This is a genomic window from Saccharopolyspora sp. NPDC045941, from assembly GCF_056431445.1.
Map to the genome: position 1 here is coordinate 1 of NZ_JBWKKU010000115.1, position 16,249 is coordinate 16,249.

The 16,249-nt window shown below is 67.1% G+C and carries 14 protein-coding genes and 1 pseudogene; 7 read left to right on the top strand and 8 right to left on the bottom strand.

Going from position 1 to position 16,249, the window contains the following annotated elements:
- The first annotated feature begins 153 nt into the window (after positions 1–153).
- A complete protein-coding gene (locus AC07FN_RS44440) occupies positions 154–729 on the top strand; it encodes a hypothetical protein (protein WP_478401138.1) in 576 nt (191 codons plus the stop codon).
- 60 nt (positions 730–789) lie between these two features.
- Here the strand turns inward: AC07FN_RS44440 and AC07FN_RS44445 are convergent, their stop codons facing one another.
- Together AC07FN_RS44445 and AC07FN_RS44450 are read right to left on the bottom strand one after the other, a co-directional pair.
- On the bottom strand, positions 790–2,481 hold the full coding sequence (locus AC07FN_RS44445; protein ID WP_478401126.1) for a BCCT family transporter: 1,692 nt from the start codon (positions 2,479–2,481) through the stop codon (positions 790–792).
- Between the two features lie 239 nt (positions 2,482–2,720).
- Positions 2,721–3,320, bottom strand: coding sequence for a short chain dehydrogenase (locus tag AC07FN_RS44450; protein ID WP_478401127.1), 600 nt, complete (start codon positions 3,318–3,320; stop codon positions 2,721–2,723).
- Between the two features lie 70 nt (positions 3,321–3,390).
- Between AC07FN_RS44450 and AC07FN_RS44455 the strand changes: the two genes are divergently transcribed.
- The gene (locus tag AC07FN_RS44455) at positions 3,391–4,269 is read left to right on the top strand and encodes a LysR family transcriptional regulator (protein ID WP_478401128.1); all 879 of its coding nucleotides are present in this window, start codon (positions 3,391–3,393) and stop codon (positions 4,267–4,269) included.
- A gap of 135 nt (positions 4,270–4,404) precedes the next feature.
- Here AC07FN_RS44455 and AC07FN_RS44460 read toward each other — a convergent pair whose 3' ends face one another.
- Positions 4,405–5,325, bottom strand: coding sequence for a LysR family transcriptional regulator (locus AC07FN_RS44460; RefSeq protein WP_478401129.1), 921 nt, complete (start codon positions 5,323–5,325; stop codon positions 4,405–4,407).
- Between the two features lie 112 nt (positions 5,326–5,437).
- Between AC07FN_RS44460 and AC07FN_RS44465 the strand changes: the two genes are divergently transcribed.
- The 4 genes from AC07FN_RS44465 (at position 5,438) to AC07FN_RS44480 (ending at position 10,168) form a co-directional block, all read left to right on the top strand.
- A complete protein-coding gene (locus tag AC07FN_RS44465; RefSeq protein ID WP_478401130.1) occupies positions 5,438–7,471 on the top strand; it encodes an oxidoreductase in 2,034 nt (677 codons plus the stop codon).
- A gap of 17 nt (positions 7,472–7,488) precedes the next feature.
- Positions 7,489–8,736: an aromatic ring-hydroxylating oxygenase subunit alpha gene (locus AC07FN_RS44470; RefSeq protein WP_478401131.1), complete on the top strand. Its 1,248-nt coding sequence runs from the start codon at positions 7,489–7,491 to the stop codon at positions 8,734–8,736.
- Positions 8,733–9,791, top strand: coding sequence for an FAD-binding oxidoreductase (locus tag AC07FN_RS44475; protein ID WP_478401132.1), 1,059 nt, complete (start codon positions 8,733–8,735; stop codon positions 9,789–9,791). Before AC07FN_RS44470 ends, AC07FN_RS44475 begins: the two co-directional genes overlap by 4 nt.
- A gap of 101 nt (positions 9,792–9,892) precedes the next feature.
- Complete coding sequence (locus tag AC07FN_RS44480) at positions 9,893–10,168, top strand: hypothetical protein (protein ID WP_478401133.1); 276 nt, start codon at positions 9,893–9,895, stop codon at positions 10,166–10,168.
- A 130-nt stretch (positions 10,169–10,298) separates the two neighbouring features.
- Here the strand turns inward: AC07FN_RS44480 and AC07FN_RS44485 are convergent, their stop codons facing one another.
- The 4 genes and pseudogenes from AC07FN_RS44485 to AC07FN_RS44500 form a co-directional block, all read right to left on the bottom strand.
- Positions 10,299–11,156, bottom strand: coding sequence for a methionyl-tRNA formyltransferase (locus AC07FN_RS44485; RefSeq protein WP_478401134.1), 858 nt, complete (start codon positions 11,154–11,156; stop codon positions 10,299–10,301).
- Between the two features lie 602 nt (positions 11,157–11,758).
- Positions 11,759–13,624: pseudogene (locus AC07FN_RS44490) on the bottom strand (ATP-binding protein); the annotation flags it as partial.
- 46 nt (positions 13,625–13,670) lie between these two features.
- Positions 13,671–14,288 (bottom strand): DUF6879 family protein, encoded by a 618-nt coding sequence (locus AC07FN_RS44495; RefSeq protein ID WP_478401135.1) that lies wholly within the window; start codon positions 14,286–14,288, stop codon positions 13,671–13,673.
- The gene (locus AC07FN_RS44500; RefSeq protein WP_478387004.1) at positions 14,269–14,475 is read right to left on the bottom strand and encodes a hypothetical protein; all 207 of its coding nucleotides are present in this window, start codon (positions 14,473–14,475) and stop codon (positions 14,269–14,271) included. Before AC07FN_RS44500 ends, AC07FN_RS44495 begins: the two co-directional genes overlap by 20 nt.
- A 664-nt stretch (positions 14,476–15,139) precedes the next feature.
- Between AC07FN_RS44500 and AC07FN_RS44505 the strand changes: the two genes are divergently transcribed.
- Positions 15,140–15,460 carry a GYD domain-containing protein gene (locus tag AC07FN_RS44505; protein ID WP_478401136.1) on the top strand — a complete coding sequence of 107 codons (321 nt, stop codon included), beginning with the start codon at positions 15,140–15,142 and terminating at the stop codon, positions 15,458–15,460.
- Between the two features lie 504 nt (positions 15,461–15,964).
- On the opposite strand, the gene AC07FN_RS44510 is transcribed toward AC07FN_RS44505, so the two are convergent.
- Complete coding sequence (locus AC07FN_RS44510) at positions 15,965–16,141, bottom strand: hypothetical protein (protein WP_478401137.1); 177 nt, start codon at positions 16,139–16,141, stop codon at positions 15,965–15,967.
- Between the last annotated feature and the right edge of the window lie 108 nt (positions 16,142–16,249).

Sequence of the window (16,249 nt, forward strand, 5' to 3'; positions counted from 1 at the left end):
GCCCCACTTCCTCCGGGCATGTCTCAGCCGATCACCTGCCACGTTTCCGATCGGCACCCACAAACGATTCTTACTGAGATCACCTCAATGGAAATTGCGGTGCACAGTTCGGTTGCGGGCCGTTGGCAGGGGTCCTAACCTGCGCCGATGGTCGTGCAACGATTGCAGGCGGCGGCACTCTTCCTCGGCCCGGTCATCTTCGCTGCATCGCCGTTCTTCTGGGTCGACGGTCATTACGGCGTGAACGGCGGGATGTTGATCGCCCTTTCCATGGTGCCCTGGGTGTACGGGCTGATCGGGGAATACGAACGGTTGCGCGAACGCATCCCCTTCGCGGCCGGGCTGTGGTTGTTGCTGTTGTTGATCGGGATGTTCGGCAGCATCGCGTTCGGGCTGCAGGGCTTCTTCGAAGGCGTATTCGGCTTCCACGAACAGGTGGCCCTGGCGCGCTTCGGCGACTACCCGCCGCAGAGCCTTCTGGTGCTGTGGCTACCGGGCCCGACCTTCCCGCTGGCCTTGCTGGTGTTCGGCGTGCTCCTCTTCTGGACCCGAATGTCGCCGCCGTGGGTCGCAGTCCTGATCTGCCTCGCCGCTGTCGTCTTTCCGCTGGGCCGAGTTCTTCGCCTCGAATGGGTCGTCTACGTCGTCGACCTGCTGGTGATCGTTCCGTTCGCCCAACTCGCTTGGAGCGCTTGGCATCGGACGCCGGCCGGATCCACGACGTCTTAAAGGCCGGATCGCTCCGGCGTTGCTCGCGCAGGCATGCGGCGCGAGGTGTGGTCGGCGTTTTCAGCCGTGTTCCGGGGGATTTTCGCCCCGCCGGGCCGTTCGCGGGTTCTCGGCATCGTTGTTGCCAGGCTCGTCGTCCCGCCGGGCCGGCTCGTGTTCGTCGGCGTCGACGAGCTTCGCGAGGATCTGTTCCGCTCGTTCCCGGCGGTGGATCAGGCTGTCGGTTCGCAGGTCCTTGCTCAGGGCCACGCACATCAGCACCATGACCAGTGCGAACGGCACCGAGGCGAGGAACGTCAGGTTCTGGATCCCCTCCAGGGCGTGATCCCCGCCGGACATGAGCATGATCGCCGCGACGGATCCGGTGGCCACACCCCAGAACACGATCATCCACTTCCGCGGTGAGATCGTGCCCCGCTGCGAGAACTTGCCCATCACGAGTGAAGCCGAGTCCGCCCCGGTGATGAAGAAGATCGCCACCAGGACGATGACCAGCACGGTGATGACCGCCGGGATCGGCAGCGCGCGGATGACGGTGAAGATCTGCACTTCCTCCCCGCCGGAGCCGGCCACGTCGACGGCACCGCCGCGCTGCAGGTCGATCGCGGTGCCGCCGAAGATCGCGAACCAGGCCACGCTGACCGCGCTGGGCACCAGGAGCACGCCGCCGATGAACTGCCGGATCGTGCGTCCCCGGCTGATCCGGGCCAGGAACGTACCGACGAACGGCGCCCAGGAGATCCACCACGCCCAGTAGAAGATGGTCCAAGATGAAAGCCATTCATCAACGGCCTCGCTCCCGGTGGCCCCGGAGCGCGCGGCCATCTCCGCGAAGTCGCTGACGTAGTTGCCGATCGACGTCGGGATCAGGCTCAGGATGAACACCGACGGCCCGGTGATCAGCACGAACAGCGCCAGCAGCGCTGCGAGGGCCACGTTGATGCCGGACAGCCATTGGATTCCCCGGGAGACCCCGGAGGCGGCGGAGGCGACGAAGCAGATCGTCAGGACGCCGATGATCAGCACCATCACCGGGGTGCTGACGGCGTCGATCCATCCCGCGCTGCGCATCCCGCTGCTGATCTGCAGCGTGCCGATGCCCAGCGAGGCCGCCGAGCCGAACAGCGTCGCGAGCAGCGCGAGGATGTCGATCACTTTTCCCAGCGGCTTGACCGCACCCTGCCGCCCCAGCAGCGGAACGAACGTGGAGCTGATCATCTGACGTCGACCGCGGCGGAAGGTGCCGTATGCGATCGTCAAGCCGACGACCGCGTAGATCGCCCACGGATGCAACGTCCAGTGGAACAGCGTTGTCGCGAACGACGTCCGCACAGCGGCTTGGGTCAGCGGCGGCACCGTTTCCGGCGGGGGCTGCACGTAGTGCGCCAGCGGTTCGGCGACGCCGAAGAACATGAGGCCGATGCCCATGCCGGCGATGAACATCATCGCGATCCACGACAGCGTGTGGAACTCCGGCTGCTCGTCGTCACCGCCCAGCGGGATCGCCCCGTAGCGGCTCAACGCGAGCCAAACGACGAAGACCACGAACCCCGTCGCAGCCAGCGCGAACCCCCACCCGATGTCGTCCACCGCCCAGCGCAGCCCGGCTTCGGCGAACGCGCCGAGGGTCGCCGGCGAGGCGATACCCCAACCCAGGAAGAACAGGACCAGCAGCGCCGTGATGCCGAAGACGACGCGGTCGGTCGGCGATCGGGTGGCCTCGGGCGACGGGCTCGCCGCTTGCTCCGCCATGGACGCACCTCGCACTTCCCGAGTTCAACCTGGTCACATGGTCATCTCGCCCATCGTGGTCGGCAACTAGATGACCGATCCCGCGAACCCCGCAAGGCCGTCCACGATCAGGGGTTTGCGGGATCCCCGCGAAGTCGGTCTGCGTGCAGACCGCTCCGCAGCAGGGATCCCGCCCCGCATGGACCACTCCCGGGCGCGCCCACGAGATCGCGCTGGGGGCACGGCCCGTCCGGCTGTGGCTAGCTGAGCGAGTACACCTGGCCGGTTTGGGCACCTTCGATGGAGCGGACGTAGGCCTGGGCGACGTCGGCGACGTCGACCGGTCGGACACCGGGGAAGAAGTCGCCGTACTTCTCGACGCTTTCGGTGAAGATCGTCGAGCTGACGGCGTTGATGCGCTGCGGGGCGATCTCGATCGCCGCGGCGCGCACGAAGGCGTCCAGTGCTCCGTTGGCCATCGCCGCGGCGCTGCCGGTCGGGATCGGTTCATGGGACAGCGCACCGGTGATCAGGGTGAACGAGCCGCGTTCGGCGACCCGGGAGACCCCTTGGCGCACCAGTTCGATCTGGCTGAGCACCTTGCCCCGGAACGCGGACTCGTAGTCGCCGGGCGTCATGTCGGTGACCGGCTTGTACGGCACATCGCCCGCTGCGCTGGCCACTGCGTCCACGTTCCCGGCCTGCTCGTACAGCGCGGCGGTCTGGGCGGGGTCGGCGATGTCGAAGCGGAGGGAGCCGCTGGTGCGGCCGACGGTGAGCACGTCGTGGCCGCGGTCGGTCAGCGCTTCGTTGACCGCGGTTCCGAGCCTGCCTGCCGCCCCGATGAGAAGGATTCGCATGCGATCGACGCTACGTTCGCTTCTGGCGCGGGGGGAAATGCTCTTTGCGGCGGATTTATAATCTGTGGTTATGAATGTGGAGTTGCGGCATCTTCGAGCCCTCGCCGCGATCGGGGATGAGGGCACCATCACCGGGGCCGCGGGAGTCCTCCACGTGTCCCAGCCCGCGCTGTCGCGCACCCTCGACCAGTTGGAGAGCAGGCTCGGCACTCGCCTCGTCGAGCGCACGACTCGCCGCCTCGAGCTCACGGAAGCCGGCCGTCGGCTGTGGGAGCGATCCCACCACGTGCTCAACCAACTGGATGATGCGCTGGCCGAGGCCAAAGCCGGACTCCGTCCGCTGCGGGTCGGCTTCGCTTGGGCGACGCTCGGCGAGCTCACGATCCCGCTCCTGCAGGAGTGGCGCGACAAGTTCCCGGGCACGCCTGTACGGGTCTATCGCAGGGACGACCCCGAAGCCGCGCTGCGTCGAGCGGAGCTCGACATCGCCTTTCTGCGAACCGGGCCGCCGACGGGTGCGGAGTTCCAGGCGGTTCCGCTCTTCCAGGAGCGCCGCTTGGCGGCCGTGGCGGGCGACGACGCGCTGGCCGCTGCGGAATCCGTGCGGCTGGCCGACCTCGCCGGCCGGCCGGTCGCCATCTGCGCCACCGCCGCGACCACCAGCGCCGAGCTGTGGCCGCGAGGCCGACGTCCCCGGACGTTCGACGTCGCCAACGCCGACGAATGGCTCACCGTGATCGCCACCGGTGACGCCGTGGGTGTCACCACCGAAGGCACGGTGCACAGCTACCCGTACCCGGGCATCCGCTACGTCCCGATCTCCGATGCGGATCCGATCACCGTCCACCTCGTCCGGCCACGCACCCCCACGCACCCGGAGACCCTGTCCTTCTGCACGCACGTGCAGAGCTCGGTCTCCGCGCTGGTGAGGGCGACTTCGTCGCAGTGAGGGCCATCAGGCTCGATCGTCGCATCCGCCCGAGCCTGACCGGAATGGCACGCCGGCCGCCCGTTGGAACTTGCTGGCCGCTGCTTACCGGGGAAGCGGTCGAACCCTGTCGGCTTCGGCTCGAAGTCGTCGTGGTCAGTCGGGTTGGGCCGGGAGGATTCCGGCCGCGGTCTTGGTGATCGCTTGGAGTGCGTGGGCGATCGTTGGATTGTCCCGGGCGCCCATCCTGGTGACTGCCAGGATTCGGCGCGCTGGTGCCGGTTCGCCGTGGAGCGGGATGCGCGCGACCGGCCAATGGCTGTGCAGGCGTGCCAGCCGGGGCACCAGGATGACGCCGAACCCGTGGGCCACGAGTGCGGTTCCGGTGTCCCATTCGTCCGCGTAGTGCGCGATGTTCGGGCTGAAACCCGCTGCCATGCAAGCGGTTGTCACCAGCTGGTGGTAGGTGCTGTCCGGCCGGCCCAAGATCCACGGCTCGTTCGCCGCGTCGGCGAGTGTCACCGCCGGGCGGTCGGCCAGCGGGTGACCGAGTGGCGTGACCAGGTCGAGCGGATCGTCGAGCAGCGGCTGCTGGTCGAACCGCGCGTCCGACAGCGGCGGGGTGTCCACCGTGACGATCACCAGCGCCAGGTCCGCGTCTCCGGCTAGCAGCAGGTCGAAGCACCGGGCGGGCTCGGCCTCGATCAGCCGCACCTTCAGGTTCGGGAAGGCGTCACGCAGTCCGGCGGCGGCCGGCGGCAGCAGATGCGTTGCTGCGGTGGAGAAACCGCACAGGGTGAACGGGCCACCGGGTTCGTCTGCGAGCGCGGCCATTTCCGCCTTGGCGCGCTCCCACTGGGCGTGCAGCAGTTCCGCGTGGTGCAGCAGCGCATGCGCGGCGGAGGTCAGCCGGATCCGGCGGCCTTGCGGAACCACCAGTTCCACGCCGAGTTCCGCGGACAGCTGGCGCAGTTGGTAGGACACCGCCGACGGCGTGTAGTGCAGCGCCTGGGCCGCGGCGGTGACGGTGCCGTGCTTGGCGACGAGCTGCAACACCCGAAGTCGACTGTCAATCATGCAAAGAGTTTGCACGATCTGCTGCATGAACATTTGATTGTCCGGACCGGCTGCGGCGCTCCACGCTGGTGGGCACAGAAGTCCACCTCGGCCGGAATTCGCGAGGAGCGCCATGCATCCGACGGATCCCCTGCTCCAGCCGTTCACCATCAAGCAGCTCACCTTGCGCAACCGCGTGGTCAGCACCTCGCACGAACCCGCCTTCGCCGATGACGGCCTGCCCAAGGACCGCTACCGGCTGTACCACTTGGAGAAGGCGCGCGGCGGGGTCGGGCTGACCATGATCGGCGGCTCCGCGGTCGTCGCCCCCGACAGCCCACCGGCCTTCGGCAACCTGCTGCTCTACCGCGATGAGGTGGTGCCGTGGCTGCGCAGGCTCGGCGACGACGTGCACGCCGCCGGCGCGGCGGTCATGTGCCAGATCACCCACCTGGGGCGGCGCACGAGCAATTACGCGGGGGACTGGCTGCCGGTGCTGTCCGCCTCCCCGGTGCGCGAACCCGCGCACCGCGCGTTCCCCAAAACCGCCGAGCCGTGGGACCTGGACCGGATCGTGCGGGACTACGCCGACGCGGCGGCTCGCTGCGAAGCCGGCGGCCTCGACGGCGTCGAGATCCAGGCGTACGGGCACTTCCTGGACAGCTTCCTGTCGCCGACGACGAACCACCGCACGGACTCCTACGGCGGGAGCCTGGCCAACCGGATGTCGTTCCCGCGCCGGGTGATCCGGGCGGTGCGGGCGGCGGTCGGGCCCGGTTTCATCGTCGGCATCCGGATGATGATGGACGAGGTCCGGCCGGGCGGGCTGACCGTCGATGACGCCCTGGCGGCGGCGCGCTGCTTCCTCGACGACGGCATCGACCTCATCAGCACCATCCGCGGCTCGATCGAAAGCGATGCCGCGCTGGCCCGGACCATTCCGTCCATGGGCACGCCGTCGGCGCCGTTCCTCGAATTCAGCGCCGAGATCAGGCGGCGGCTCCAGGTCCCGGTGATGCACGCCGCCCGCATCGCCGACGTCGCGACCGCACGACACGCCGTGCGGGACGGCCTGCTCGACCTGGTCGGCATGACCCGGGCCCAGATCGCCGATCCGCACCTGGTCGCCAAGGTCGCGGCGGGAGCCGAGCATCGCATCCGGCCGTGCGTCGGGGCCAGCTACTGCCTCGACGCGATCTACGACTCCGGCGACACCAAGTGCATCCACAACCCCGCCACCGGGCGGGAGCAACAGATCCCGCACACCATCACGCCCGCGGCGGAGCGGAAGAAGGCGGTGGTCGTGGGCGGTGGTCCTGCGGGGCTGGAGGCGGCTCGGGTGCTGGGTGAACGAGGGCACGAGGTGGTGCTGTTCGAAGCGAACGACGCGCCGGGCGGACAGGTCCGCATCGCGGCCGCGAACCCCCGCCGGCGGGACCTGATCGGCGTGGTCGACTGGCGCGTCGAGGAATGCAAGCTGCACGGCGTCGACTTCCGGTTCGGAGTGCTGGCCGAGGCAGCGGAAGTTCGCGCGGAACACCCCGATGTCGTGGTCATCGCCACCGGCGGCACGCCGAACGCGACGTTGCTGGAAGGCGACGAGGCGGCCGATACCTGGGACGTTCTCACCGGTGCTCTGCGTCCCGAAGGCCGGGTGCTGGTCTACGACGACAACGGCGCGTACCCGGGCATGGACGCCGTCGAGGTGCTGGCCCGCCGAGGGGCTTCGGTCGAGTACGTGACCCCGGAACGCATGCTCGCGCCGGACGTCGGCAGCATGAATTCGCCGGCATATCTGCAAGTCTTCGCCGAGCACGCGGTGCGCGTCACGCTGGCTCACCGGCTGCGATCGGTGCGCCGCACACCGGACGGGCGCCTCACCGCGACGCTGCGCAGCGAGTACGCCGAGGTGGAGGCCGAGCGGACCGTCGACCACGTGGTCGTCGAGAACGGGACGTTGCCCAACGACGAGCTCTACCAAGAGCTGCTCGCCGATTCGACCAACCTCGGCGAGGTGGACCACCGTGCGCTGCTGGCGCTCGCGCCGCAGCAGGCCACCCGGAACCAGGCGGGGCACTACCGGCTGTTCAGGATCGGCGATGCCGTGACCAGCCGCAACATCCACGCGGCCGTCTTCGACGCGCTGCGGCTATGCCTGCCCATGTGAACACGAGGAGCGCGGAAGTGACTGCACTGGGAACCATCGAAGCGTCCGAACTCGTCGCCCGGCGAGCGGTCGGCCACAGCCTGGAAGCAGCGTTCTACGCCGGCCGGGAATTCTTCGACCTCGACATCGCGGCGATCTTCGCGAAGCACTGGATCTTCGTGGCCACCGAGGCCGAGCTGCCCGAGCCGGGCGACTACCTCACCACGACGCTCGGCGCCTACTCGATCATCGTGTTGCGCGATGATGACGAGAACATCCAGTCGTTCCACAACGTCTGCCGCCACCGCGGCGCCCGCATCCTGGACCGGCCGAGCGGGTCAGTCGGGAACATCGTCTGTGGCTACCACAAGTGGACCTACGGCACCGATGGCGCGCTGCGGCACGCGCCGTCCCAACCGTCCGGCTTCGACCCCACCTGCTTCGGGCTCAAGCCCATCCACGCGCGCAGCGTCGCCGGTCTCGTCTTCGTCTGCCTCGCCGACGAACCGCCGAGCGACTTCGCCGACGTGGCCGCGCGCATCGAACCGTACCTGGCGCCGCATCGCCTGCACGAAGCCAAGGTCGCGGCGCAGGTTGACCTGGTGGAGCGAGGCAACTGGAAGCTGGTGATGGAGAACAACCGGGAGTGCTACCACTGCGACGGCCACCCCGAGCTGCTGCGCACGTTCTTCCCCACCTACGGCTACACCGAAGAGGATCTGCCCGCGCGGCTGCTCCCGGCGCACGAGCGCTACCTGCGAGTCGATGCCGAACAGCGGCAGACCTACCAGGACCTCGGCCTGCCCTACCAGCTCATCGAGGAGCTGGACACCCGCGCGACCGGGTTCCGGATCCAGCGCGATGCGCTCGACCTCGCCGGGGAATCCTTCACCACCGACGGCAAAGCCGCGTGCCGGCGCCTGCTCGGCGACGTGCCGACACCCCGGCTCGGACACCTGTCGCTGCACCTGCAACCCAACTCCTGGTTCCACGTCGTCAGCGACCACGCCGTCACCTTCTCGGCGCTGCCGACCGCCCCGGACCGGACGTTGGTGCGCACCACCTGGCTGGTGGCCCCGGATGCCGTGGAGGGCGTGGACTACGACCTGGAGACGCTGCTCAAGGTCTGGACGGCCACCAACGAGCAGGATGCGCAGCTGGTCGCCCGCGCCCAGCAGGGGATCAGCAGCCCGGCGTACGAGCCCGGCCCGTACGCCCCGACCGAGTACCAGGTCGAGGCCTTCTGCAACTGGTACATCAGCCGCCTCCGCGAGCACCTGCGATGACCGGCGTGCGAACCCTCCGGGCCAGGCGCGACTGGGCGGACGCGGCGGACCAGCGGCTGGTCTGCAAGCAGGTCCAGCAGCTGACCGCCGACGTGAAGACGTTCGTCTTCGAACCCGTCGAGCCAGGGCTGTTCCACCACGACCCGGGCCAGTACCTCACCATCACGGTGCCGGTCGACGGGCTGGAGATCGACAGGTGCTACACGCTGTCCTCACCGCCCTCCCGCCCGCACCTCGTGGCGATCACCGTGAAGCGCGTGCCGGGCGGGCAGGTCTCCAACTGGCTGCACGACCACCTGGTGCCCGGTGCGGTCCTCCACGCACGAGGCCCGTTCGGCGAGTTCTCGATGCACCGGCGCCCGGCGTCGAAGTACCTGTTCCTCTCCGCGGGGAGTGGCGTGACGCCGCTGATGTCGATGACCAGGACGCTCCACGACCTGGCCAGCCCGGCGGACGTGGTCTTCGTGCACAGCGCCCGAACCCCGGACGACATCATCTTCCGGCGAGAGCTGGACTTCATCGAAGCCACGTCGGAGCGCGTCCGGGTGACCCACGTCTGCGAGGACGACGGGACGGACGAGCGCTGGGCGGGCCGACGCGGTCGGCTGGACATCGGCATGCTGCGGAGCATCGCCCCGGACTTCCTGGACCGCGAGGTGTTCACCTGCGGCCCGGCCGGGTACATGGCCGCAGTGCGATTGATGCTCGCGGAAGCCGGTTTCGCCATGGACCACTACCACGAGGAGAGCTTCACCATCGACGCCCCGGTCCCCGAAACATCCGGTGGCGACGGGAGATTCGAGGTGCGGCTCGCCCGCAGCGGCCGGACCGTCGAGTGCGACGCGGACACGCCGGTCCTCGATGCCGCGGCGAGCTCCGGCATCACCCTGCCGTCGTCCTGCGGCCAAGGAATGTGCGGCACCTGCAAAGCAACGCTGCTGAAGGGCTCGGTGGACATGCGGCACAACGGCGGTATCCGCCCCCGGGACCGAGCGGAGAACAAGATCCTCCTGTGCTGCGCGAAGCCACTGGAAGACCTGGTCATCGACGCCTGAGCCCCTTCCGGCCGAGTGCGCTTCCGGGGCTTACCAGGGTGTGTGACGGGACAGGGCGGTGTGGCGATAGGGAAGGTGGTTCTTGCGGAAGGAGGCGAAGGGTGAAGTTCGGGAAGGCCGTTGCGGTAGTGGCGGGCGGAACTGTGGCGGCCGGAGCGCTGTTCATCGGTGTGTCGCTGGCGATGGAGCAGACGAGCACCAACCGGTCGACTGTCGTCAAGGTCGACGAGCTGACACCGGCGGAGCTGCAGTGCCCGCCGACGGAGCCGTCCAACGCGGCGGCGGGGGAGCCCTCGGTGTTCATGCGGCTGTGCGGGGTTCCAATGAATTCCGAGGGCATCCGGCGTCTTGTTGTCCCGCCGTCCGGGGGTGGCTAGGCGAGAGCGAACCGGTTGTGTTCAGGCGGGGCGGGGTGGTTCAGCCGGAGCTACCCCAGAGCAAGATGAATCCGGTGCAACGCCTGCTTTGTGGCTGAAGAGTGCAGCGAGGAACCAACGGTGCGCTCGGCTACGAACAATCCGTCGGTGGTTGCGCGGCTTCCGCTTCGACGATCCAGATCGGCCTGTCGGAACATTCCACGCGAGTGCCGTCACCGGGTTCGAGCCGGGTGCGGATGATGCGCATCCAGCTCCCGTCGATTTCGGCGAATGGTCCGGGGATGCCGGCTCCGTAGTAGAAGGTTCGTACTTGGTTGTGGATGACGTGTGCAGGCTCGGACCAGTCGATGTAGCTGAAGTCCGGTTCCATCAAGGGGGCCCTCGTCGCTGCTTTCTCGTCCTGGGGCATACCTGGGAATCCGTCGGCGACGAGGTCTAGGGCTTTGCCGAGGGTGATCTCGACGCTCGGGGTGATCTGGTCCCAGAGTTGGTCGTAGGTCATGAATTCAGGAAGGCGGATGCCGTCGTGTTGGGCGATGATGTTTCCGGTGTCAATCTTGTTGTCCATCCGGTGGACGGTCACGCCGAGGTGGGTGTCGCCGTTGCGGATCGCCCACTGCACCGATGCGGGGCCTCGGTACTTGGGCAGTGCTGAGGGGTGCACGTTGACGATGCCGAGCCTGGGGACGTCGAGGACAGCAGGGGGCAGTTTCCACGACAGGCCGAAGACGACGGCGACATCGATGCGGTAGCCGCGGAGTGCGTTGGCCAGTCCGTCAACGTCACCGGGCAGCAGGAGGTCGACTTCGGGCGGGATCCCTTCGAGAATGTTGTCCACTTTCTCGCCCATGTTCGGATAGCTGTCTCCCTTGGGGCGGGCGGAACGTCCGGAGATGTACAGGACCGGATCGTGCCCTCCCAGTCTGCTGCCTGCGTGGAGAGCGGCGAAAAGGTCGGATCGGAAGGACACCAGAGCGACCCGGGGCATCGTGGTCTCACTTTCACAGTCATGTGTGCGGTGCTCGTCCGGTGAACAGCGCACTCGGCTGACAGAGCGTTCACCTGGGTGTGGAGTCGTCTGGCGGCCGGGTCGGTGAACTCGGCGAGGGTCTGTTGCGCCTCGTTCGCGTGAGTGGAGGCCTCGGCTCGCGCACCGGTTGCGGTCAGGGCATGGGCGAGGTGGGTCAGTGTCAGGGCCAGGTTCCAGCGGTCGCCGAGCTGGCGGTGCCGCTCCGCGGCAGTGCGGTGGAACTCAGTAGCCTCGGGATAGCGGTCGAGTGCCGCATAGGCCTGGCCGATAGCGCCCCACACGATCCCCTCTCTGGATCGATCGCCGATACGGCGTTGCAGGGCCGCCGCTCGGTGGTAGGTCTCCAGCGCGTCCTCGGCCTGGCCGAGTGCGACCTGCAGCCGGCCGAGATCGAGCAGCCACCATCCTTCCCAAACGGGGTTGCGGGCTTCCTCGGCGATGCCGAGGGCCCGGTCAATGCTCTCGTGGGCCTGCTCGAGATGTCCTGTTCTGCGTTGGATTTCGCTGGCACAGCGCAGCGCGTCCCCCTCCCCGGCCTCGTTGCCGACCTCGCGGTACAGCGTGAGCGCGATCCTGTTGAGCTCGTGCGCCTGCTTGTAGTCCTCGGCTTCGAGGTGTACGTGCGCGAGCCCGTTGGCGGTGATGGCCTGCCACGCGTGATCGTCGAGTTCCATCGCCATGGAATGAGCCCGCTCGAAGTAGTCGTGTGCTTGGTCGAGTCGGTGGCCCCGCAGTGCGGCCAGTGCGATTCCATTCAGCGAGGAAACCTGCCCGATCCTGTCACCGACCTCCTGCCGAAGGGCGAGGGCTGCTTGGTGGAACTCGATCCCTTGATCGAGTTCGAAGCTCTGCGTGTGCAGTTTCGCCAGGCTCTCGATGATCACGGCCTCGCCACTGCGGTCGCCGACCTCGCGCACGGCGGGCAGTGCGATCGCACAGGCGGTGCGCCAGTCGTCGAAGTGGTTGCGCCGGGCGTACATCCGTTGGATCGCGGCGGGAATCTGCCAAGCGAGATCCGGCATGCCCGCGCTGTGAGCGGCCTGAGCGGCGGCGAGGAGGTTCGACCGCTCCTGGTCGAACCATGTGATCGCCTCGGTCTGGTCGTCGAAGCTCATCGGCGGGGGGCCTTCGGCTTGCTCGGCCAGTGAGGTGCGGAACGCTCCCGGCACCGTGGTGGCCATGCACGCATCTGCGGTGCGCAGGTACCACAGCAAGAGCCGCCGCAGTGCCGCACCGGCAGTATCTGGCTCCTCATGCCGTGCCTCGTCGAGAGCGTAGGCGCGCAGCAGATCGTGGAACTGGTAGCGATCCCGTGCGATCTGTTCGAGCAGATGCGTACCGACGAGCTCGTCGAGCAGGCGTCGGGCCTCACCCACGGTGGCTTCGACCAGCGCTGCGGCCGCATGCGTGCTGAATTCGGGGCCGGGATGCAGGCCAAGGAGCCGGAACAGACGGTGAGCGCCGGCGGTCAGGCCACGATACGACCAGGCGAACACCGAGCGGACCGCATCGGATTCGTCATCGTGGCTGGCCGTGAGCGCGTCCCAAAGTTCGGACTCGTCCCGGAGTCTGGCGATCAGTTCGCGCAGCGGTATCGTCGGCTGGCTCGCGGCCCGTTCGGCTGCAATCCGTAAGGCCAAGGGAAGGCGTGCGCACAGTCGGGATAGCTCGGCGAGATCGGTCACGCTGTCGGTGCTCCGGTAGTCGGCGGAGGCTTTGCGGAGAAGTGTGGTGGCCTCGGCCTCGTCGAGGAGGTTCAGCGTGAGGCGGTAGGCGCCGTCTCGGGCGACCAGCCCGGACAAACGGCTGCGGCTGGTAACCAGCACCAGGCAGTCCGATGTGCCCGGCAGCAAGGGGCGGACCTGGCCGGGGCCGGAGGCGTTGTCGAGCACCACGAGCATCCGGCGCCCGGCCAGCCGGGAGCGGAACAACGTCGCCCGATCCTCCAGCTCACGCGGAATCGCCGAGGCCGGCACGTCTAGGGCACGCAGGAAGCGTTCGAGGGCCTGATGGGGGGTGACGGGGGAGCCGGGGTCGTAGCCGCGCAGGTTGACGTACAGCTGCCCATCGGGAAATTCGTGCTGGACCTTGTGAGCCCAGTGCAGGGCGAAGGCGGTCTTGCCGACCCCAGCGGTACCGACGATCACGCACAGTGCCGAGACACGGGCGGAACTCTCGTGCCTCAGGAGTTTGAGGTCGAGGCGCTGCAACTCGGCGTCCCGGTTGACGAAATCCCAGACGTCGGGCGGCAGTTGACGCGGCACGGGCACATCCGCCCGGTGCTCGGCTGCTGGCGGGTGATGGAAATGGACGCCTCCGCTTACGTCGCGGGCCTGGACGACGTCAGCGGCGCGACCGGACAGTTCCGAGTGCGTCGCGGCATGCTTGTGCGGGTCGTGCTCATCCGGCTCTGGCGTTGTGTGCACGGATCGGCCTTTTCTGTCCTGAACGAGGAACTTGTCGATGTCTGGGTCATTCCTCGCCGGGATCGGGTGGGGGCAGTGTCTCCACGACGCGCTCGAAGTAGTCGGCGATGTCCTCGCCTGTCGCGTACAGCCGCATCATGAAATCTCGCCAGCTGGCGAGATCCTCCGGAGCATCCGATCGAATCGCCCCCGCTAGGACGCCGTCGGCGTCGTACAGGACCTGATAGATGGCCTCACCGCCGACCGTCACGATCTCGGGAAGGGGCCCATCAGACTCAAACGGGGCGACCTCGTCGACTCCGACGATCCGCACATGCCCGCCGTATTCGCTGCGTTGACGCTGGGAATGTATGAGCCACTGCACGTACGGAGTGAGAGGCTCTTCGACTACACGTACTCGGTAGGTCGTGAATCCCTGCTCAGTAACTCGTCGAAAGTAGGACTTCAGGTTTTCCGCTCTGTCCTCGAGCAGCTTCAGCGACTCGCGCCAGTCACCACGCGCGAACGCATCCCAGCTCGGGTTGCCCTGCTCCTGAAACGACTGCCGTCGTTCGAACTTCCAGAAATCGTTTTCCGTGATCCGCCAGAAACGAGGATCGAAGTCACGGAGATATTCCTCGGGGGAAAGGTGCTCGCCCAGCAGTTCACGCGGAGGATTCTTCATCGGCGATATCCCCCTTTGCTGACCTCAACATCTTCCCGGGAATGACGACAAGCCGCTCGTCGTGGCCGATGCTCACGCCCGAAGGCAATCGCCGTAGGTAGCTCTCGGTGAGATCTCGTCCGATGACCGCCACATCTCCGTTTTCCAGTTCCCAGATATCCGGACAGCTCGGATTTTCATCTGTCATCGACAATTCTAGCGCTGATTTGCCCAAACGTCGCGAAAAAGGCGCCGTAGCGTCGGCTTCCCATTTTCTTTGCATCAGAAAACCACATCCAATCAATCGAGCCTAAAACGTATAACGATTACCAGCAACGTCATGTTACGTCAAGTGACTGCGGAAGTACGAGGTGCTATCGGGGGAAGTTCCTGCATTCGAGCTTTGTTCCTGCCGATACGGAACACGAGCGGCACATGTCACGCACCGCCTGCGCGCGGTCTCCTGCTCGCGGAAGGTTCTCGGACCCATAGGTTCGCGTTGGGGCCTGGCGGCGCAGTCACGATGTGACGACCATCGTAAACAGAGTTACGACAATAGGAGGCCATCCATTCATCGGAGCAAGAAGAAGAGCTGGGAAGTGCTCTCCACCGGTCGCCCGACCAACCAGTTCGCCCGCGAGCTGGGCTTGAGTCATGAGACGTTGTGGAACTGGGTGCGTGCGCAATCCTGTTGCCCTGGTGGGATGTGACCACGTGCGCGTGGGTCCTGGGGCGTTTTCGGGCCAGTCTCCAGGGACGGGATGGTGTCGGTCGTCGAGCCGCGTTTCGGTTGGCAGGGCTTGCTCTGGTGCCCGATGGTGGGAGCGGAACCCGCGGCTGCGGGCGTCTGCAGGGTGAAGTGGGGGAGCGACATGCCGAAGTACTTGGTGCAGGGCAGCTACACCGCCGAGGGGACGAAGGGGGTGCTCGTCGAGGGCGGAACCGGGCGGCGAGAGGCTGTTGAAAGGGTTGTCGGGTCGTGCGGCGGAACGCTTGAGTCGATTTACTTCGCGTTCGGAGCCGACGATGTCTTCATCGTTGTCGAAATGCCCGACGACGTCTCCATGGCTGCCGTGGCCATGGCGGTGCGGGCCGCTGGGGCCGTGACGTCCAGGGTGGTGCCGCTCCTTCGCCCCGAGGACGTCGACGAGGCTGCGCGGAAGACTGTCGACTACCGCGCCCCCGGCGCCTGAGCACGGCTGATGCCGTTGATGGGCACGCGCGTGCGGTCGATGTGATCGCTGGCGGCGACCCCGCAAGCTACGTGCGATGCTCTTGTCGAACGACCGTGGTGAGCGATCCGACGAACGCTCACCACGACGTTCCCAGCGGAAACCGGGAGGCCGAGCAGTGCGACGGCCGGCACGTCTTGGCGTCGGTAGGACCCGGCGACGGTCTCGCCATCCGATGTGAGCACCCGGGGAGGCGTGAGCGCCTGATACGCGCTGAACGCCTCCTTGCGCCGGCGGATGAGCCGGTCATCGAACCGCGACCTGGCTCTGATCGATCTCCTGGAAACCCGGCACGTAGCGACCGAGCGAGAAGGACATCGCCGTATCAACCGCTCCGTCTCCCATCGAAGGCCGAGAAGCACGTTCTCGCTGTCCATTGTGGATGACCGAGCAGTGATCGGAATGGGTTGTATTCCAGGTTGGCGGCGGAGTTGTTCGAGAGCCTGCCGGTCTCCTGGACACCGGCTACGCGATGCCTGACCGCTGATCGAGATCATCGAGTTGCCGCTGTACCCGCACGGCTGCGTTGTCGCGTCCTTGTGCCTGGAATAGTTCCAGTGCCTCCCGCCATACCGCCCGGGCCTGCTCTGTCTGCCCGCATGCCACATGCTCATGGCCGAGCCGGTCAAGGGTGTTGGCCACCTGGTAGGTGTTACCTAGTGTTCCGAGTCGTTAATAGTTTTATTGATTCTGGTGCAGTAGTGGGCGAGGCTGGCGAGGATCTCGTCAGCGGTCTTGGTCCACACGAAG